Source organism: Exiguobacterium sp., from assembly GCF_020832205.1.
Taxonomy (GTDB): domain Bacteria; phylum Bacillota; class Bacilli; order Exiguobacteriales; family Exiguobacteriaceae; genus Exiguobacterium.
Genome location: NZ_JAFIFD010000040.1, coordinates 1 through 18,258, shown reverse-complemented (window position 1 = coordinate 18,258; position 18,258 = coordinate 1). Strand labels below are relative to the sequence as shown.

The following is an 18,258-nucleotide window of genomic DNA, read 5'->3' as shown; positions in this document are numbered from 1 at the left end:
GTGCTGGATGCGCATCTCTTTTGTCGTCTAAAGAGGAAAAGAAATCGCTTGAATGTCCCATTCGCATCGACTAAACTGACGTTAATTGATCGAGAGGGCAGGTGAATGGATTGAATAAAGGAATCATGACCACAGTCGGCGCCTACGTCATGTGGGGGATTCTACCGATTTATTGGAAGTTTCTACAAGAGATCCCGAGCAGTCAAATTCTCGCGCACCGGATCGTCTGGTCGTTTCTCTTCATCTTGCTCGTGCTGAAATGGACGAAACAATGGACGGAATTCAATTATGCGCTCAGGCATCGGGCGACGCGAAATGCGTTCATGTTGAACGGGTTCATCGTAAGTGCGAACTGGTTCGTTTACATATGGGCCGTCAACAACGGTTATATCATCGAGGCGTCACTCGGCTATTACATCAATCCGCTCGTCAGCATGGTGTTAGGGGTGCTCGTATTTCGGGAATCATTAAACCGGGTCCAATGGCTCGCCGTGGGCGTGGCCACGGTCGGGGTTCTCGTCTTGACGTTCGGGTACGGGTCGTTCCCGTGGATCGCCTTCATCCTGGCGAGCACGTTCGGCTTTTACGGGATGGTGAAGAAACGGCGTCCGCTCGCTTCGACGGTCAGCCTCGGGATCGAGACGCTCGCCGTCGTCCCAGTCGCGATCGTGTTCCTCGGGTTTGAAGCGTCGCGCGAGACACTCACGTTGACGACGTCACCTGTCATTTGGCTCGCTCTTCTCGGGACGGGAGTCATGACCGCGTTGCCGCTCCTGTTGTTCGGTTACGGGGCCCAGCACATCCCGTTCACGCTCGTCGGATTCTTGCAATTTATCGCCCCGACGCTCAGTCTCGCCATCGGCGTCATCTTATATCATGAACCGTTTACGGCATATCACATCTTTGCGTTCACTTGTATATGGGTCGCCATCTTTTTCTTCAGTTGGAACAGTTGGGTCCAGACGAGAAAACGGCGCCAACTCGTATAAATGAAAGCTGTTACAGAAGACAGAAACATGATAATATGTTAGATGTCAGACCTATATGTCAGACTAAATGATCGAAGGAGGAATTTAACGATGGAATTATCACGTTATATCGACCACACAGCCTTGAAGGCGGAGACAACGAAAGACCAAATCACGAAACTTTGTGCAGAGGCGCTCGAATACAAGTTCGCAAGCGTCTGTGTCAATCCGACATGGGTGGCTTACGCGGCTGAACAGCTCAAGTCAGATGACGAAGTGAAAGTTTGTACGGTCATCGGATTCCCGCTCGGAGCCAACACGCCAGAAGTGAAGGCGTTTGAAACGAAAGACGCGATCGCTAAAGGGGCGGACGAAGTCGATATGGTCATCAACATCGGTGCGATGAAAGACGGCGACTTTGATCTTGTCGAACGCGACATTCGTGCGGTAGTCGAGGCGGCGAACGGTACTCTCGTCAAAGTAATCTTTGAGACGTGCCTCCTTACGAAAGAAGAAATTAAAAAAGCTGCTGAATTGTCTGTCAAAGCAGGCGCGGACTTCGTGAAGACGTCAACAGGCTTCTCGACGGGCGGCGCGACGGTTGAAGACATTCGACTCATGCGTGAGACGGTCGGACCGGATGTCGGTGTGAAAGCTTCGGGCGGTGTCCGTGACTTTGAAGGGGCGAAAGCGATGATCGATGCCGGCGCGACACGCATCGGCGCTTCGGCTGGAATCGCCATCGTCACTGGCGGTCGTTCAGACAGCGACTATTAATAACTAGTGGTTGACCGCACGTATTAATTTCACTATAATATGTTATGACGTGTGAAACACGTTTCCTTAGTCGTGTAATTCGGAGGGAGGGAAAACTAGTGGAAACTCGTGTCCGTAAAAACGAATCGCTTGAAGACGCTCTTCGTCGTTTCAAACGCGGTGTTTCGAAAGACGGCACTCTTGCCGAAGTTCGTAAACGTCGTCACTACGAAAAGCCAAGCGTAAAACGCAAATTGAAATCAGAAGCTGCGCGTAAGCGTAAGAAATTCTGATTCCAGTTTCTTTTGTAGAAAGGGTGTTGGCTCATGAGTCTTCAAGAACGCTTGACGGACGACATGAAGCAAGCCATGCGCGCCAAACAGAAAGATCGTCTTACGACGATCCGAATGGTGAAAGCGTCGCTCCAAAATGAGGCTATCAAATTTGGCCGACAAGATCTTACCGAGGAAGAGGAACTCACGGTGCTCAACCGAGAGATGAAACAGCGCAGAGACTCCCTCCGAGAATTCGAAAGCGCTGGTCGTGAAGACCTTGCTTCTAAAGTTGCTGACGAGATTGTCGTGCTAGAAGCCTATATGCCTGAACAACTTTCGGAAGAGGATGTCACCGCGATCGTCAAAGCAGCTATTGCCGAGACGAACGCGTCGGCTCCATCTGATATGGGTAAGGTGATGGGCGTTGTCATGCCTCAAGTTAAAGGCAAGGCAGACGGTGGTCTTGTGAACCGAATTGTCAAACAACAATTGACGAACTAATGAAAAAGGCAGTGTCTTTTGGAAATTCCAAAAGATTCTGCCTTTTTTTGCGTATTATGAAACCACATTCAATCTCGTTTCGTATACACTAGAGATAAGAGGTAGCTTTTTATTTGGAAGGGGGTAGCAGTACGATGACATTTGGTCTCGGAGTGATTCTGACAGTTTTTTTCGTTGGAGTCGTCCTTCTTGGAATTGAAGTGTTCGTTGCCGGTTTTGGATTATTCGGAGTGCTCGGTATAGGTGCCGTCGTCGCCAGTCTGATTATGGCAGGTGCCACAATCGGTCAGCTATGGTTATCGCTCGGTTTGGCCACAGCAATCGTTGCCGGACTCGGATTTTGGGCGTATCGTCGATTGCAGTCGAATCGATCGCTCATGTACAAGGGCTTGATTTTGACGGACTCGACGTCGTCAGAAAAAGGGTACTTGTCACACGCTGACAAACAAAGTTTGCTCGGTAAAGTTGGCGTCACGTTGACACCACTTCGTCCAGCGGGTACCGCTGAGATTGAAGGAGAACGAATCGATGTCGTGACAGAGGGTGGCTATCTCGATCAACAAACTAAAATTCAGGTGTATAAAGTCGATTCAGGGCGTGTTGTCGTCCGAAGCTTTATAGAACCGAAGGAGGATGTAACAGAATGACACCAGAACTATTGACCACGTTACTCATCTCAGGCGGAAGTTTGATCGCACTTGCAGTGTTCTTCACGTTTGTACCGGTCGGGCTGTGGATCAGCTCGTTTGCGGCCGGCGTTCACGTCTCTATTTTCACGCTCGTCGGGATGCGACTCCGTCGCGTCGTCCCGTCAAAAATCGTAAATCCGCTCATTAAAGCGGTCAAGGCCGGCATCGGATTGAATACGAACCAGCTCGAGAGTCACTTCCTTGCAGGTGGTAACGTCGACCGTGTCGTCAACGCATTGATCGCGGCTCACCGCGCCAACATCGAATTGACGTTCGAGCGGGCGGCAGCAATCGACCTCGCAGGTCGTAACGTGCTAGAAGCCGTTCAAATGTCGGTTAACCCGAAAGTGATCGAGACACCATTCATCGCCGGTGTGGCCATGGACGGGATCGAAGTGAAAGCGAAAGCCCGCATCACCGTTCGTGCCAACATCGACCGTCTCGTCGGTGGTGCCGGTGAAGAAACGATTATCGCCCGTGTCGGTGAAGGGGTCGTCTCGACGATCGGTTCACAGCACAACCATAAACATGTCCTTGAAAACCCAGATTTGATTTCGCGTACGGTCTTGACGAAAGGTCTCGATTCAGGGACGGCGTTTGAGATTCTGTCGATCGACATCGCGGACATTGATATCGGCAAAAACATCGGCGCGGTGCTTCAAACAGACCAAGCCGAGGCAGATAAGAAAATCGCGCAAGCGAAAGCGGAAGAACGTCGCGCCATGGCGATCGCCCGTGAACAAGAAATGAAATCGTCTGTCGAAGAGATGCGTGCGAAAGTCGTCGCGGCCGAAGCGGAAGTTCCGCTCGCGATGGCCGAGGCACTCCGTCACGGCAAAATCGGCGTCATGGACTACGTGAACTACTTGAACGTCCAAGCCGATACAGATATGCGTAAAGCGATCGGACACCCAGTCGAATCTGACAAAGAGTGATTGATATGGATGGATTATGGATCTTACTGCTCGCCGCATTCGGGATCGCCTCGGCGGTCATGAAGCGGATAGAGAAATCTTCGTCGACCTCGGGGGAACGTCCGCCGAGTTCGGACTTGAAACGTTATCTCGATACGGTCGGCGATGTGATGAAAGAAGTCGAAGGTTCGCTTGACGAGCCGAAACAAGGGCAGACGTTGCGTCGTCGTGTCGCGATCCCTGTCGAGAAACCGGCAGAAGGTCGCGTGTTTGACCCGAACCGCCACGCCCCGAAGACGCAAGAACGTTTACCGAAAGTGAGTTCGGAATTTGAACAGACGGTGAAGATTCCGGCGCTCACTGAAGTGGAACAGAAGCGTCCATCCCCACGCATGTCCATGAAACAAGTGCGACAAGCGGTCATTTGGAGTGAAATCATTCAGCCGCCGGTCTCAAAACGCCGACGCTGACTATGGCAGTGCCTGTCGAACCGCCTCACCTCGTTGGATTCTCGAATCCAGCTTGTCGGGGCCGGTTCTGCCGGGTACTGTTTTTTTGTGTGTTGAAAAGACGGTCTTTCTTTCACGGACGGCTTGATAGTGCTAAAGTAAAGAAGGAACATTCTATTCAAGAGGGGGACTACATTCCATTGATTATGACTGATAAAATTCCGTTCGTCATGGAACATGCGAACGAAGCGCAAGCGCTCCTCGGTCCAAAAGATGAAGTGTTTGAGGCCATCGAAGCAGAACTTTCTGTCGCTTTGACGCCTCGGGGAGAAGAACTGATCATTCAAGCGGACTCGACGGATACGCTCGAGTTGACGAAAACTGTCATCAAGACGTTGCAACAGCTCGTTAAAAAAGGGGCTCGTCTAAACGAGAGCGATGCGATCAGCGTCATTCAACATATTAAAGTCGGCAAAGGAGACGAGCTGATCGAGCATTACGAGCGCGTCGTCTTCACGACTAATAAAGGGAAACCGATTCGGGCGAAGACGGTTGGACAAAGCCGTTACGTTCGCGCCATTGAAAGGCACGACCTCGTATTCGGGATCGGTCCGGCCGGGACAGGGAAAACTTATTTGGCCGTCGTCTTGGCGGTCCGTGCGTTGAAAGAAGGTCAAGTGAAGCGGATCATTTTGACTCGACCGGCCGTCGAGGCAGGGGAAAACTTAGGGTTCTTGCCGGGCGACTTGAAAGAGAAAGTCGATCCTTATTTGCGTCCGCTTTATGACGCCTTATTTGACGTGTACGGGGTGGAACAGACGAACCGGCTGCTCGAGCGCGGGACGATCGAAGTCGCGCCGCTCGCCTATATGCGGGGACGGACGCTAGAAGACGCGTTCGTCATTTTAGATGAGGCGCAGAACACGACGAAAGAACAGATGAAGATGTTTTTAACAAGACTCGGATTTGGATCGAAGATGGTCGTCACCGGTGACTTGACGCAAGTCGACTTGCCGAAAGGAAAAGCGTCAGGGCTGCAAGAAGCACTCCGGTTGCTAGAAGGAGTCGATGGCATCCATTTCGAACACTTCACGGCCTCCGACGTCGTTCGTCATCCGCTCGTGAAAAAGATTATTAACGCCTACAGCACAGACATCACATGACGAAAGGGGGGGGCGCTGATGCAGCAAGCACGTCACTGGACGGTCGCGACGATTTCCATCGTCTTCTTCCTGATCCTCGGAGCGATTTTATACTTTACAGTGCGCCCGTCCATCATAAGTGTCGAACCGCTTGGAATCGCGGAACAAGACATCCGTTCGCCGATCACAATTGAAGACCGGGTGGCGACCGACCGCTTGAAACAAGAGGCGACGAACGCCGTCGGCAGCCAATTCTCACTTCGCCGCGAGTTCGCGGATCAACAAATCGCGAAAGTCGAACAGCTTTTCGCGGCGTTTGAGAATACCGATGACGAGACGGAGTTGTCCGAGATCAAAAGCCGGCTCAATTCGACAGAAGCGAACGGGTTTCTCGGCGACGATGAGTTAGGTGCGTTGTTGCAAGCCAACGAGAACACACGGCGCACGGTCGAAGACGTGACGGTGACGGCGCTTCAAGAAGTGATGGCCAACCGGATCGAAACGAGTTCGGAATCGATTGCCGACGCAAGAGATCGTGCGGCCACGGTCGTCGATCAGTCCCCGCTCTCACTAGAGTTCCGGACGATCGCCAAAAGTTTGAGCGATCAACTGATTGTCCCGAACTATGTGTTCGACTCGGAAGCGACGCGGCAAAAAGAGCAAGAAGCGGTCGACGCCGTCGACCCGGTCATCATTCAAGAAGGACAGCTTCTCGTCAACCAAGGAGAAGTCGTCACGCGTGAAATTTACCGTAAGCTCGAGCTGACGGGAGCGATCGACCCGAACCGCTCATTTGCCCCTTTATTCGGGGCGTACTTGTTGAGTGGGCTATTGACGGCTGGTTTCTTGTTCATGCTCATCCGCTCGAAGATTCAACAGTTGTTGCTCCGTCCTAAAATATTGGTTACCGTGTATGGGTTGCTCTTGCTTCAACTTGGCCTCTTTTTCGGAGTCGGCTACGTCGGGCTGGAGTTCACGACGTACGCCTACGTTCTCGCGCCGACGGCGTTTGTCGTATTGTTGCTGCGAATTTTGGTCGATGAACGGGTCGCGCTCGCTTCGGCGCTCATCACGATGGTCGCTGGAGCCATCGTCGTCAGTTACGGGCAAAACACGAGTTTCATGACCGTCGTTTATTTTGCGGCCGGCAGCTTCATCGCCGTCTTTTTGGTCGAACCGAAAATTCAACGGAAGCGGCTCTTCTTGTCAGGCGTGTTGCTTGGCATCATCAACATCATCATGGTGCTCGCGCTCTTGTTCTTGCGCAACACGCAAGTGACGTGGGAGATGGCTGCTTACCTTTCAGGTTTCGCGGTCGTGAGCGCGCTGTTATCGATCGTGCTGACGTTCGGTTTCTTGCCGTTCCTCGAACCGTGGTTCGGCGTCCTCTCATCCGGCCGTCTCGTCGAACTGATGAGTCCGACCCACCCGCTCTTGCGGAAGTTGTTGATGGAGGCTCCGGGTACGTATCATCACAGCATGATGGTGGCGAACTTGGCCGAGTCGGCATGCGAGTCGATCGGGGCCGACGGGTTGCTCGCTCGAGTCGCTAGTTATTACCATGACCTCGGGAAGACCGAGCGTCCGCTTCATTTCATTGAAAATCAGCAGAGCGGGGTCAATCCCCACGATCGGCTCACTCCGGAAGAGTCGGCCGATATCATCATGGCCCATCCGTATGACGGGGCTGACCTGCTTCGGCGTTATAAGCTGCCGCAAGAGATCATCGACATCGCCGAGCAACATCACGGCACGTCATTGTTGAAATTTTTCTACGTCAAAGCGAAAGAGACACGGGACGTCTCGGAGTCGCGTTTCCGCTACCCGGGACCGAAACCGCAGACGCGCGAAGCGGCCGTCGTCATGATCGTCGATTCGATCGAGGCCGCGGTCCGGTCGCAAAAACAGCCGACGCCGGACCGGATTCGCCAGCTCGTCAACAGCATCATTCGCGACAAGTTGCAAGACGGTCAGTTCGAAGATTGTGATTTGACGACGAAAGAAGTGTGGCGCGTCGGAGAGAGCGCGTGTGAGACGTTGACGGGTCTTTTCCATGAACGCATCGAATATCCAGAACTAAAGAAAGAAGGCGACATGCATGCAAATCATTTCGAACGATGAGCACGGACTCTTGACGACCGCTCAACTTGAGCTCGTCGAGGCGATTTTAGTGCACGCGGCGACAGAAGAACAAGTCGAGGAGCCGAGCGAACTATCGGTCACGTTCGTGACGAACGAAGAAATTCAACAGATCAATCGGGAATGGCGCGGCAAAGACGCGGCGACCGATGTGATCAGTTTCGCCTTTGACGAGATGGGGGAAGAAGAGATGGACTTCATGCTCGACGAGGATGAGCCACGTCTGCTCGGCGACCTCATCATCTCTGTCGAGCGTTGCCGTGAGCAAGCGTCGGATTACGGCCACTCGTTTGAACGAGAACTCGGCTTTTTAGCGATTCACGGATTTTTGCATCTCCTCGGCTATGACCACATGTCGGCTGAAGAAGAAGCCGAGATGACGGCGCGCCAAGAAGAAGTGCTCGCTCATTTTGAGCTGAAACGAGGCGAAGTGTGAGACCGTTCTGGTTCGCCGTGCACGGGATCGTGCACGCTGCGCGGACCGAACGGAATATGCGGGTCCATCTGGTCGCAAGCATCCTCGTCGGGATATTTGCGTGGTTTCTCCCGACGACGCGGGTAGAAAATATCGTGTTGTTCGGCTGGGTCATTCTCGTCATCGCCTTCGAGTTGATGAACACGGCCGTCGAGCGCACCGTCGACCTCGTCACAAGCGAGGTGAGACCGCTCGCCAAACAAGCAAAAGATGTGGCCGCCGGAGCGGTGCTCGTCGCTTCTTTCGGGGCGGCGGTGACGGCGCTCGCCGTCTTCGGGCCATACCTCCTCGCACTCCTGTGACAGGTTGCGAAGGTGAACAAGCAAGGGAAATTGAGAAAGCAGGTGCACTATGTATCAAGAAGATTTTAAATCAGGATTTGTATCGATCATCGGCCGACCGAACGTCGGCAAATCAACGTTTTTAAACCGGGTCATCGGGCAGAAAATTGCGATCATGTCAGACAAGCCGCAAACGACGCGGAATAAAGTCCAAGGCGTATACACGACAGATGATGCACAAATCATCTTTATCGACACGCCGGGCATCCACAAGCCGAAGCACCGCCTCGGTGATTTCATGATGAAAGTCGCGACGAACGCCTTGCGTGAAGTCGACGCCATCCTGTTCATGGTAAACGTGACAGAACCGCGCGGCGCGGGTGACGATTTCATCATTGAAAAGCTAAAAGGACTCGATACTCCGATCGTTCTCGTTATGAACAAGATCGATATGATTCACCCGGATGCGATTCCGGCAGTCATCGAGCAGTACAAAGACAAACTCGACTTCGCGGCATACGTGCCGATCTCGGCCTTACAAGGCAACAACGTCGAGCCGCTCATCGGCGAGATTAAAAAATTGCTCCCGGAAGGACCGATGTATTATCCGGCCGATCAAGTGACCGATCACCCGGAACGGTTCATCATCTCCGAACTGATTCGCGAAAAAGTGCTCCATAAGACGCGCGATGAAGTGCCGCACTCGATCGCGGTCGCGATCGAATCGATCAAGAAGCGGGAAGGCTCGGAAATGATCGATGTCGAGGCCGTCATCATGGTCGAGCGGGATTCGCAAAAAGGAATCGTCATCGGTAAAAAAGGGACGATGCTCCGTGAAATCGGGACGGAAGCCCGGCAAGATATCGAGATGCTCCTCGGTACGAAAGTGTACTTGAACCTATGGGTGAAAGTACAAAAAGATTGGCGTAACAAGATGGGGCAGCTCCGCGACCTCGGTTTCCGCGACGACGAGTATTGAGCCATGTTGCAAAAAGTCACCGGCATCGTCGTCCGTACCGTCAACTACGGTGAATCAAACAAAGTCGTGACGTTGTTCACTGAAGAGCTCGGCAAAGTCGCCGTCATGGCCCGGGGTGCGAAAAAACCGGGCAGTCGGCTCCACGCTTCGAGTCAACCGTTCGTCGAGGCCGTTTATATTTTCCCGGCGAGCCGGGGACTCGGACAGTTGAAATCGTCCGATGTCATCACGTCCTATCCGGAAGTCCGGAAAGATGTTGACCGGATGGCGTACGCGATGTATTTGCTTGAACTCGTCGATCGTACCGTCGAAGAGCGCGTCCCGAACCGCCCGCTCTACCGTGTCTTGAATGATGCGCTACAGGCGCTCAACGCCGGAATGGACCCGGACGTGATCATCCATCACTTTGAATTGCGGATTCTTCATCTGCTCGGTGTCGCCCCGGTATTGACCGGGTGCATCCGCTGTAACGGCGTGACCGACCCGATGTATTTCTCCGTGACGGCCGGCGGTTTCCTTTGCTCGCGTCATAACGAGGAAGGTTCGATTCGGCTGAGTGAACGGTTGGCAAAACTCCTTTACTGGATGAGTCGTCACGACCTGTCCGAGTTCACCAACGTCCCGCTCACGAAAGAGACGCGCCTGCTCCTCAGACAGCTGTTTGATGCGTACATGGACTCCTATAGCGGTTTGCGTCTGAAGACGAAGCGGGTGCTCGATCAAATGCAACGACTTCACTTGAACGATGATTGACTTTTTCGACAAGATTCGATACCATAACTTACGATTAGACAAATGAAATAGCGTGCGCAATGAAGGAAATGAGTAACTTTTTAACGATGGGTTCAGCGAGTTCGGGCAGGTGGGAGCCGAGCGCCATGTGAAAAGTGAATGGCGATTCTGGAGCGCCCACAATCCAAAGAGTGGCCTCGAAGTTGAGGCAAGTAGGGTGGAACCGCGGGTAATCCCGTCCCTATGTGCATGGCACATAGGGGCGTTTTTTGTCGTTTTAATACTTTTGGAGGTGTCACAAGATGAAACATATGACTGTGCAAGAAATCATTCTCACGCTGCAGAATTTCTGGGCGTCAAAAGGTTGCCTGACGATGCAGGCGTACGATGTCGAAAAAGGGGCCGGGACGATGAACCCGATGACGTTTTTACGAAGCCTCGGACCAGAACCGTGGAACGTATGCTATACGGAGCCTTCGCGCCGGCCGGCAGACGGGCGTTACGGTGAGAACCCGAACCGTCTCTACCAACACCATCAGTTCCAAGTCATCATGAAGCCTTCACCAAACAACATTCAAGAACTTTACTTGGAAAGCTTGGAACTCATCGGCATCAATCCGCTAGAGCACGATATCCGTTTCGTCGAAGACAACTGGGAGAACCCGACGTTCGGTGCGGCCGGCCTCGGCTGGGAAGTGTGGCTCAACGGGATGGAAATCACCCAGTTCACTTACTTCCAACAAGTCGGAGGGATCGAGTGCGATCCAATCGCCGTCGAAATCACGTACGGTCTTGAACGTCTCGCTTCATACATCCAAGAAGTCGAGAGCGTGTTCGACCTCGTCTGGACAGACGGGTTCAAATACGGGGATATCTTCTACCAACCAGAGTTCGAACATTCGAAGTATACGTTCGAATTGTCGGACGTCGACATGTTGTTCACGTTGTTCGACACGTATGAAAAAGAAGCGAAGCGCGCCCTCGACGAGAACCTCGTCTTCCCGGCGTATGATTACATCCTGAAATGCTCGCACACGTTCAACCTTCTCGATGCGAAAGGTGCGATCTCGGTGACGGAGCGGACCGGTTTCATCCAACGCGTCCGTAATATGTCCCGCGCATGTGCGGCCAAATTTATCGAAGAGCGGGAACGTCTCGGTTTCCCACTCCTTAATCAAGAGAAAGCAGGTGCCCTTGATGCGTGACCTTTTACTAGAAATCGGACTTGAAGAATTGCCAGCTCAATACGTACTCCGTTCAGAAAAACAATTGGCAGAACGGGTGACTTCGTTCTTGACGGACGCCCGTGTCAACTTCGGTGAAGTGACCGTCTATTCGACACCACGCCGTCTCGCCGTGCTCGTCCACGACGTCGAGGAGAACCAACAAGATTTGACGGAGACGCTCCGCGGACCGGCGAAGAAGATCGCGCAAGACGCAGAAGGCAACTGGTCAAAAGCTGCTGCCGGCTTCGCCCGTGGTCGTGGTCTCGCCGTAGAAGACCTTTACTTCGCTGAAGAGAAAGGTGTCGAGTACGTATTCGCCGACCGTCATGAGTCGGGTCAACCGACGATGAGCCTGCTCGCTGGACTTGAACAAGTCGTGCGCGGCATGACGTTCCCGAAAAATATGAAGTGGGGCACGAGCAGTCTGCGTTATATGCGTCCGATTCGTTGGCTCATCGCTTTGTTCGGAGATGAACAAATCGATTTCGAAATTGAAGGTGTCAAAACAGGCAACGTCACTCGCGGCCACCGCTTCTTGAGCAAAGGGGACGTGACGATCGCTTCTCCTCGTGCCTACGCCGAGACACTCGAACGTGAATTCGTCGTCGCCTCTTATGAAGACCGCCGCGAGCGGATTGAACGTCAAATCGAGTCGCTTGCGTCCGAACAAGGATGGACGGTCCCGCTCGACGGTTCGCTGCTTGAAGAAGTGACGAACCTCGTCGAATGGCCGACAGCTTTGTTCGGTGAGTTTGATGCGAGTTATCTCGACCTTCCGGAAGAAGTATTGATCACGACGATGAAAGAACATCAGCGTTACTTCCCGGTGTACGTCGGAGAGACGTTGAAAAACTATTTCGTGACCGTTCGCAACGGGAACGCCGATCATCTTCAGAACGTCGCCCGCGGGAATGAAAAAGTAATCCGGGCCCGTCTCGCCGATGCTGTCTTTTTCTACGAAGAAGACAAGAAAACGAACATCGATGACCAACTCGTTCGTCTTGACCGCATCGTCTTCCATGAGAAACTCGGGACGACAGGAGATAAAGTCCGTCGCGTCGAGCAACTTGCGCTCGAATTCGCTCCGCTCTTTAAAGCGGACGAAGCGAAAGTCGCACGGGCCGGAAAGATTCATAAGTTCGACCTCGTCAGTCAGATGGTGTATGAATTCACAGAACTCCAAGGCATCATGGGAGAAAAGTATGCGTTCATGCAAGGCGAAGACAAAGAAGTCGCTGCCGCTATTCGTGAACATTACATGCCGCGTTTTGCCGGAGACGAGTCACCGGTGACCGCAACCGGAGCTGCACTCGCGCTGGCCGATAAACTTGATTCGATTGCCGCCTTCTTTGGTATCGGAATGATTCCGAGCGGTTCGCAAGACCCGTTCGCGTTGCGTCGTCAAGCGCAAGGGGTCGTTCAAATTCTCGGAGACTGGAGCATCGACCTCCCGCTTGACGCGATCTTGTCACAAGTTGTCGAATCTCAGCTTCAAGCAGGACTTTATGATGCCGATAAAGAACAAGTCAAGGCGCAACTAAACGATTTCTTCTTGCTCCGTTTGAAGTATCGTCTCCAAGAGCGCCAAGTCCGTTACGATGTCATCGACGCTGTCCTTACGACCGGCCTCGCCGTCAACCGTCTCGACGCTCGCGCCGACGCGGTGCAAGCACTCGTATCAAACGATGCGAAAGCGTTGATTGAGCAGTTGACGCGCGTCGGAAATATCGCCAAAAAAGGTGAGAGCGGACCTGTCGACCCAGCGCTCTTTGAGAATGACGCGGAGAAGGCGCTGCACGAAGCAGCGGAAACGACGCTCAAAGCGACGCACGACGCGGTTGATCGAGGCGATTACGTCCAAGCGATCGTATCGTTGCGGGCGCTTGAGCAACCGATCAGCGCTTACTTTGAAAATACGATGGTCATGAGTGATGTAGATGCAGTTCGGATGAACCGTCTCCATGAGATGAAGCGTCTCGCCGCGGCGATCGAACGCGTCGCCGACTTCAACGCACTCGTGCTTTGACCAAAACAGAGGGGGTTGGCTATGCAGCTGAATGAACGCCAACAGAAAATCATCGAGATCGTGAAAGGGAACGGACCGATCACGGGTGAACAAATCGCTCAAGAGCTGTCGCTCACCCGAGCGACGCTCCGTCCCGATCTCGCCATTTTGACGATGACTGGAATACTAGAAGCTAGACCGCGTGTCGGCTATACGTTCGTCGGCAAACGGAATTCATCGATGCTCCGCGAAAAGCTGGACTCTTTGACCGTCGGTGACTTCATGTCGTCGGCGAAAGTCGTCAGTGATGAGATGACCGTCTATGACGCGGTCGTCACGCTGTTTTTAGAAGACGTTGGCTCTTTGTTCGTCGTCGGAAAAGACAGCGAGCTCGTCGGTGTGTTGTCCCGCAAAGATTTACTTCGGGCCGCAATCGGGAATCAAGACCTCGATCAATTGCCTGTCAACGTCATTATGACGCGGATGCCGAACATCACGGTGTGCGAAAAAGGCGAGACGCTCATCCGAGCCGGGATGAAGTTGATCGAGAAACAAATCGATGCGATGCCGGTCGTTGAAGAAAAAGACGGCAAATTGATCGTACTTGGTCGCATGACGAAGACGAACATGACGAAAGTGTTGATCGCTCTCGCCAATGATGAATCTTTCTGAGGAGGAACCAGGTTTGACGAAAAAACAACTCGTGTTTGTCGTGAGTGACTCGGTCGGGGAAACGTGTGAGCTCGTCGTCCGGGCCGCGAGCATTCAATTCCATGAAAACGCCATCGAGACGTTGCGCATCCCGTTCGTCGAGGATGAACAGACGATTCAAGATGTCGTCACGCAAGCGAGAGCACAAGGAGCAGTCATCGCTTTTACGCTCGTCAATGAGGAACACCGGGCGTTGATCACTGCCCTTGGCCGCGAGCACGGGGTGAAGACGGTCGACTTGCTCGGCAACTTGCTCGACGTCCTCTCGGGCGAGCTGCAAGAGAGCCCTCGTGAAAAACCAGGCCTCATCTATCGTCTCGACGACGATTATTTTCGGAAGATCGAGGCGATGGAATTCGCGGTCAAATACGACGACGGTCGCGACCCGCGCGGTTTAAAGAAAGCCGACATCGTGCTCGTCGGTGTCTCGCGCACCTCGAAGACCCCTTTGTCCCAATACTTGGCTTTGAAACGGTACAAAGTCGCCAACGTGCCGCTCGTGCCCGAGTCACGTCCGCCGGAAGAGTTGTTCGAACTGCCGCCTGAACGTTGCGTCGGCTTGATCATCTCGCCGGACAAGTTGATTTCGATTCGGATGGAGCGGTTGAAATCGCTCGGTCTGAAACCAGAGGCCGACTATGCCCAGCTCGAGCGCATCAATCGGGAGCTCGAATACGCGCGAGGCATTTACGAACGAATCGGATGCGAAGTGATCGACGTGACGAACAAAGCGGTCGAAGAGACGGCTGGTATCATTTTGCGTCACCTCGAACAATCGTGACGCGTCAAGCACTCGTATTAGTAATCGATGTCTTGAAACGGTATAATAGAGTACTGACATTACAGTGAAACGGAACGTGAAGCGCGTTCCGTTTCGTTGCGAGTTTGGAAGTGGGGAGTGGTGGAGTTGCCACGGATACCGGATGAAGTCATTGCAGAAGTAAAACAAGCGACGGATATCGTCGACTTGATCAGTGAACGTGTCGAACTGAAGAAACAAGGACATCGTCTCGTCGGGCTTTGCCCGTTCCACTCGGAGAACAGTCCGTCTTTCTCGGTGTCCCCTGAGAAAGGGATGTACCATTGTTTCGGGTGCGGTGCGGGCGGGAACGTATTCACGTTCGTGATGGAGACGGAAGGGTTATCGTTTCCTGAGACGATCGAACGTCTCGCCACCCGAGCGAACATCGCCATCGAAGGCGGAGTCGCCGGGGACGAACAGTTAACGCAAGACCAGCTCGTCCGTAAACAGATGCGCGACGCTCATCGCGTCGTCGCCGAGCTCTACTATGAAGTGCTGATGAAGACCGAGGCAGGTGAGGTCGGCTTAACGTATTTACGGGATCGTGGTCTAACCGAGACGACGATCACCCAATACAAGATCGGGTACGCCCCGGATCAACGCCGCTTCACCGTCGACTCTCTTGAACGAAGAGGGTTCGATCTTGAAGTGATGGTCGAGGCCGGACTGATCTCGAAGTCTAGGGCCGGTGAATATTTTGACCGGTTCGAAGGCCGGGTCGTCTTTCCGATTGCGGATCGAGACGGCACGATCGTCGGATTCAGCGGCCGGGCGATCGATGATCGCAAACCGAAGTATGTGAATACGTCAGACACGCCCCTCTTTAATAAGAGTGAACTGCTGTTCGGTTTTCCGCAGGCGCGGGCGGCGATGCGTAAACAAAAACGCGTCTTCCTCGTGGAAGGGAACGTCGACGTCCTCCAAGTCGCGCAAGCCGGGACGAGCGAAGTCGTCGCCTCGCTCGGCACCGCCTTTTCGCCCGGGCATGCCCGGGCGCTGTCACGGATGGTCGATGAGGTTGTTATTTGCTACGACGGCGACGATGCCGGACAAGCGGCGACGCTAAAAGTCGTGCGCCTGCTCGAAGCATACCCGCTCGACGTCCAAGTCCTCCCGTTGCCTGAAAAGACGGATCCAGACGACTATATTCGGACGAACGGTGCGGAGCAATGGCAACGCTTCGTCGATGCAGAGCGGCTTTCCGTTCTCGATTTCATGAACCGGACGCTCCGGCGCGGGAAAAACATGAATCGGGAAGGAGAACGGATTCGTTTTATTGAATCTATGCTTGAGGAAATCAGTAAAACTGATAATTCGATTCGCCGCGACTTGTATATAAAGAAATTAGCAGATGAATTCGAGCTTCCGGCCGCGACGCTCGCAAGCCGGATGCCCCGCACGGCAAAGGAGACGTCAAGACGTGAACCGATGCCAGAACCGGAACCGGTCCGGAAACGTGCGACGAAGTCAAACGAGTCCCGTTGGATGAAAGCCGAGAAACTGCTATTACGAGCGATGCTCAGTGGGCCGGAACGCGTGCGCTACGTTCGCGACCGGCTCGGCCTATCTTACCAAGATGAAGTCCATCGGATGTTAGCGACTGCCCTTTACGAAGTCGTCTCCGAAGACATGACGCTTGAAGAGTTCGAGCAGGTCGTGCCACCCTTTATGGAGCGCCACTGCAACGAACGGCCCGAGTATGCGAACCGCTACGCGGAAGTGCGGCTCATGGCTGCACCGGATGAGCTCGGCGAAGAGGTTTTAGATGAATACATTAAGGTCATAAACAGTTATGAGGAACAGCGTCAAATCGAACGGGCGAAGAGGGAAATCGCACACGATGCCGAAAGTATTGTAGACCAGGCATCCAAGTTGCAAGAGTTGATTAACCGAAGTCGCCGTCTACGCGAACGATAAGTGTGAAGGAAGTTTGGAAGGAGTTGAACTGCTAGATGGCAGAGAAGAAAAAAGAGGATTTATTTAACGCCATAGACGAACTCGAGAAGTTGGGGAAGAAAAAAGGCGTCGTATCGATGCAAGAAATCCAAGACCGCCTCAGCCACTTTGAGGTGGATTCAGACTTTATCGATAATTTCATTGAAGATTTAGAAGGCAAGGATATCCGTGTAACCGAGGATGCAGCCGATGCCGAAGAGACTCCGGCGAAAAAAGAGGACGATGAGGTCGATTTGAACGACTTGTCCGTCCCGCCAGGCATCAAGATCAATGACCCGGTCCGGATGTATTTGAAAGAGATCGGCCGCGTCGACTTGCTCAGCGCGAAAGACGAGACCGAGCTCGCGAAACGCATCGAGCAAGGTGACGAAGAAGCGAAGAAACGGCTCGCTGAGGCGAACCTTCGTCTCGTCGTCTCGATTGCGAAACGTTACGTCGGCCGCGGCATGCTCTTCCTCGATTTGATTCAAGAAGGAAACATGGGTCTCATCAAAGCAGTCGAGAAGTTCGACTACATGAAAGGGTTCAAATTCTCGACGTACGCGACGTGGTGGATCCGTCAAGCGATCACACGCGCCATCGCTGACCAGGCCCGGACGATCCGGATTCCGGTCCATATGGTCGAGACGATCAACAAACTGATCCGCGTTCAACGTCAGTTGCTTCAAGACCTCGGTCGCGAACCGGCACCTGAAGAGATCGCCAAAGAGATGGAATTGACACCAGAAAAAGTTCGGGAGATTCTTAAAATCGCCCAAGAGCCGGTGTCGCTCGAGACGCCGATCGGCGAAGAGGACGATTCGCACCTCGGAGACTTCATCGAAGACCAAGATGCGATGGCCCCTCAAGACGCGGCAGCTTACGAGTTGCTTAAAGAGCAGCTTGAAGACGTGCTCGACACGCTGACAGACCGAGAAGAAAACGTACTCCGTCTACGCTTCGGTCTCGATGACGGCCGCACGCGAACGCTCGAAGAAGTCGGTAAAGTGTTCGGCGTCACGCGTGAGCGGATTCGCCAAATCGAAGCGAAAGCGCTACGCAAGTTACGACACCCGAGCCGTTCGAAACGATTGAAAGATTTCCTCGACTGATCGTGTTTTTGAATAAAATGTGAAGTTTTAGAAGAAAGGAAGGAAAATGAGTGATTTTCCTTCCTTCTTTATTATTTTTTGAGTAAAATAGTGATGGGTAGAAATTTGGAATGAACATGAGGGGGAAATACAATGCGTAATCCATTGTTACCGTTTGCTGCGATTGC

General features: G+C 53.1%; 19 protein-coding genes. All 19 read left to right on the top strand.

What is annotated here, in order from left to right:
* Nucleotides 1-101 precede the first annotated feature (101 nt).
* The 19 genes from rarD to rpoD all read left to right on the top strand — a co-directional run bounded on the left by rarD (nucleotide 102) and on the right by rpoD (nucleotide 18,091).
* Entirely contained in the window at nucleotides 102-989 is an 888-nt protein-coding gene (gene rarD, locus JJU47_RS10135) for an EamA family transporter RarD (RefSeq protein ID WP_228618916.1), read from the top strand.
* 90 nt (nucleotides 990-1,079) lie between these two features.
* Nucleotides 1,080-1,745, top strand: coding sequence for a deoxyribose-phosphate aldolase (gene deoC, locus JJU47_RS10130; protein ID WP_228618914.1), 666 nt, complete (start codon nucleotides 1,080-1,082; stop codon nucleotides 1,743-1,745).
* Nucleotides 1,746-1,822: 77 nt separating this feature from the next.
* Nucleotides 1,823-2,017 (top strand): 30S ribosomal protein S21, encoded by a 195-nt coding sequence (gene rpsU, locus JJU47_RS10125; protein ID WP_029334745.1) that lies wholly within the window; start codon nucleotides 1,823-1,825, stop codon nucleotides 2,015-2,017.
* A 33-nt stretch (nucleotides 2,018-2,050) separates the two neighbouring features.
* Nucleotides 2,051-2,500, top strand: a complete 450-nt coding sequence (locus JJU47_RS10120) for a GatB/YqeY domain-containing protein (RefSeq protein ID WP_228618911.1) — start codon at nucleotides 2,051-2,053, stop codon at nucleotides 2,498-2,500.
* Nucleotides 2,501-2,634: 134 nt separating this feature from the next.
* The gene (locus JJU47_RS10115; RefSeq protein ID WP_228618909.1) at nucleotides 2,635-3,147 is read left to right on the top strand and encodes an NfeD family protein; all 513 of its coding nucleotides are present in this window, start codon (nucleotides 2,635-2,637) and stop codon (nucleotides 3,145-3,147) included.
* On the top strand, nucleotides 3,144-4,124 hold the full coding sequence (floA, locus tag JJU47_RS10110; protein ID WP_228618907.1) for a flotillin-like protein FloA: 981 nt from the start codon (nucleotides 3,144-3,146) through the stop codon (nucleotides 4,122-4,124). Before JJU47_RS10115 ends, floA begins: the two co-directional genes overlap by 4 nt.
* A gap of 5 nt (nucleotides 4,125-4,129) precedes the next feature.
* Nucleotides 4,130-4,573, top strand: coding sequence for a hypothetical protein (locus tag JJU47_RS10105; protein ID WP_228618904.1), 444 nt, complete (start codon nucleotides 4,130-4,132; stop codon nucleotides 4,571-4,573).
* A 185-nt stretch (nucleotides 4,574-4,758) separates the two neighbouring features.
* Nucleotides 4,759-5,715: a PhoH family protein gene (locus JJU47_RS10100; protein ID WP_228619113.1), complete on the top strand. Its 957-nt coding sequence runs from the start codon at nucleotides 4,759-4,761 to the stop codon at nucleotides 5,713-5,715.
* 18 nt (nucleotides 5,716-5,733) lie between these two features.
* The gene (locus tag JJU47_RS10095) at nucleotides 5,734-7,815 is read left to right on the top strand and encodes an HD family phosphohydrolase (RefSeq protein WP_228618901.1); all 2,082 of its coding nucleotides are present in this window, start codon (nucleotides 5,734-5,736) and stop codon (nucleotides 7,813-7,815) included.
* A complete protein-coding gene (ybeY, locus tag JJU47_RS10090; RefSeq protein ID WP_228618899.1) occupies nucleotides 7,793-8,269 on the top strand; it encodes an rRNA maturation RNase YbeY in 477 nt (158 codons plus the stop codon). The genes JJU47_RS10095 and ybeY overlap by 23 nt, the downstream gene beginning before the upstream one ends.
* Entirely contained in the window at nucleotides 8,266-8,610 is a 345-nt protein-coding gene (locus tag JJU47_RS10085; RefSeq protein ID WP_228618895.1) for a diacylglycerol kinase family protein, read from the top strand. Before ybeY ends, JJU47_RS10085 begins: the two co-directional genes overlap by 4 nt.
* 49 nt (nucleotides 8,611-8,659) lie before the next feature.
* On the top strand, nucleotides 8,660-9,568 hold the full coding sequence (era, locus tag JJU47_RS10080) for a GTPase Era (protein ID WP_228618892.1): 909 nt from the start codon (nucleotides 8,660-8,662) through the stop codon (nucleotides 9,566-9,568).
* 3 nt (nucleotides 9,569-9,571) lie between these two features.
* The gene (recO, locus tag JJU47_RS10075; RefSeq protein ID WP_228618889.1) at nucleotides 9,572-10,321 is read left to right on the top strand and encodes a DNA repair protein RecO; all 750 of its coding nucleotides are present in this window, start codon (nucleotides 9,572-9,574) and stop codon (nucleotides 10,319-10,321) included.
* A 290-nt stretch (nucleotides 10,322-10,611) separates the two neighbouring features.
* A complete protein-coding gene (gene glyQ / locus JJU47_RS10070; protein ID WP_369793398.1) occupies nucleotides 10,612-11,505 on the top strand; it encodes a glycine--tRNA ligase subunit alpha in 894 nt (297 codons plus the stop codon).
* Nucleotides 11,498-13,552: a glycine--tRNA ligase subunit beta gene (gene glyS, locus JJU47_RS10065; RefSeq protein ID WP_228618887.1), complete on the top strand. Its 2,055-nt coding sequence runs from the start codon at nucleotides 11,498-11,500 to the stop codon at nucleotides 13,550-13,552. The genes glyQ and glyS overlap by 8 nt, the downstream gene beginning before the upstream one ends.
* 21 nt (nucleotides 13,553-13,573) lie before the next feature.
* On the top strand, nucleotides 13,574-14,203 hold the full coding sequence (ccpN, locus tag JJU47_RS10060; protein WP_228618884.1) for a transcriptional regulator CcpN: 630 nt from the start codon (nucleotides 13,574-13,576) through the stop codon (nucleotides 14,201-14,203).
* Complete coding sequence (locus JJU47_RS10055) at nucleotides 14,190-15,023, top strand: pyruvate, water dikinase regulatory protein (RefSeq protein WP_228619111.1); 834 nt, start codon at nucleotides 14,190-14,192, stop codon at nucleotides 15,021-15,023. Before ccpN ends, JJU47_RS10055 begins: the two co-directional genes overlap by 14 nt.
* 120 nt (nucleotides 15,024-15,143) lie before the next feature.
* Complete coding sequence (gene dnaG / locus JJU47_RS10050) at nucleotides 15,144-16,961, top strand: DNA primase (RefSeq protein ID WP_228619108.1); 1,818 nt, start codon at nucleotides 15,144-15,146, stop codon at nucleotides 16,959-16,961.
* A 35-nt stretch (nucleotides 16,962-16,996) separates the two neighbouring features.
* Nucleotides 16,997-18,091: an RNA polymerase sigma factor RpoD gene (rpoD, locus tag JJU47_RS10045; protein WP_228618882.1), complete on the top strand. Its 1,095-nt coding sequence runs from the start codon at nucleotides 16,997-16,999 to the stop codon at nucleotides 18,089-18,091.
* The last annotated feature ends 167 nt before the right edge of the window (nucleotides 18,092-18,258 follow it).

Coding starts and splice junctions, on each gene's coding strand:
- ccpN (WP_228618884.1), top strand. CDS start 13,574: ATGCAGCTGAATGAACGCCAACAGAAAATCATCGAGATCGTGAAAGGG.
- glyS (WP_228618887.1), top strand. CDS start 11,498: ATGCGTGACCTTTTACTAGAAATCGGACTTGAAGAATTGCCAGCTCAA.
- JJU47_RS10105 (WP_228618904.1), top strand. CDS start 4,130: ATGGATGGATTATGGATCTTACTGCTCGCCGCATTCGGGATCGCCTCG.
- JJU47_RS10100 (WP_228619113.1), top strand. CDS start 4,759: ATGACTGATAAAATTCCGTTCGTCATGGAACATGCGAACGAAGCGCAA.
- JJU47_RS10095 (WP_228618901.1), top strand. CDS start 5,734: ATGCAGCAAGCACGTCACTGGACGGTCGCGACGATTTCCATCGTCTTC.
- floA (WP_228618907.1), top strand. CDS start 3,144: ATGACACCAGAACTATTGACCACGTTACTCATCTCAGGCGGAAGTTTG.
- deoC (WP_228618914.1), top strand. CDS start 1,080: ATGGAATTATCACGTTATATCGACCACACAGCCTTGAAGGCGGAGACA.
- JJU47_RS10120 (WP_228618911.1), top strand. CDS start 2,051: ATGAGTCTTCAAGAACGCTTGACGGACGACATGAAGCAAGCCATGCGC.
- JJU47_RS10055 (WP_228619111.1), top strand. CDS start 14,190: ATGAATCTTTCTGAGGAGGAACCAGGTTTGACGAAAAAACAACTCGTG.
- JJU47_RS10115 (WP_228618909.1), top strand. CDS start 2,635: ATGACATTTGGTCTCGGAGTGATTCTGACAGTTTTTTTCGTTGGAGTC.
- recO (WP_228618889.1), top strand. CDS start 9,572: ATGTTGCAAAAAGTCACCGGCATCGTCGTCCGTACCGTCAACTACGGT.
- glyQ (WP_369793398.1), top strand. CDS start 10,612: ATGACTGTGCAAGAAATCATTCTCACGCTGCAGAATTTCTGGGCGTCA.
- era (WP_228618892.1), top strand. CDS start 8,660: ATGTATCAAGAAGATTTTAAATCAGGATTTGTATCGATCATCGGCCGA.
- rpoD (WP_228618882.1), top strand. CDS start 16,997: ATGGCAGAGAAGAAAAAAGAGGATTTATTTAACGCCATAGACGAACTC.
- ybeY (WP_228618899.1), top strand. CDS start 7,793: ATGCAAATCATTTCGAACGATGAGCACGGACTCTTGACGACCGCTCAA.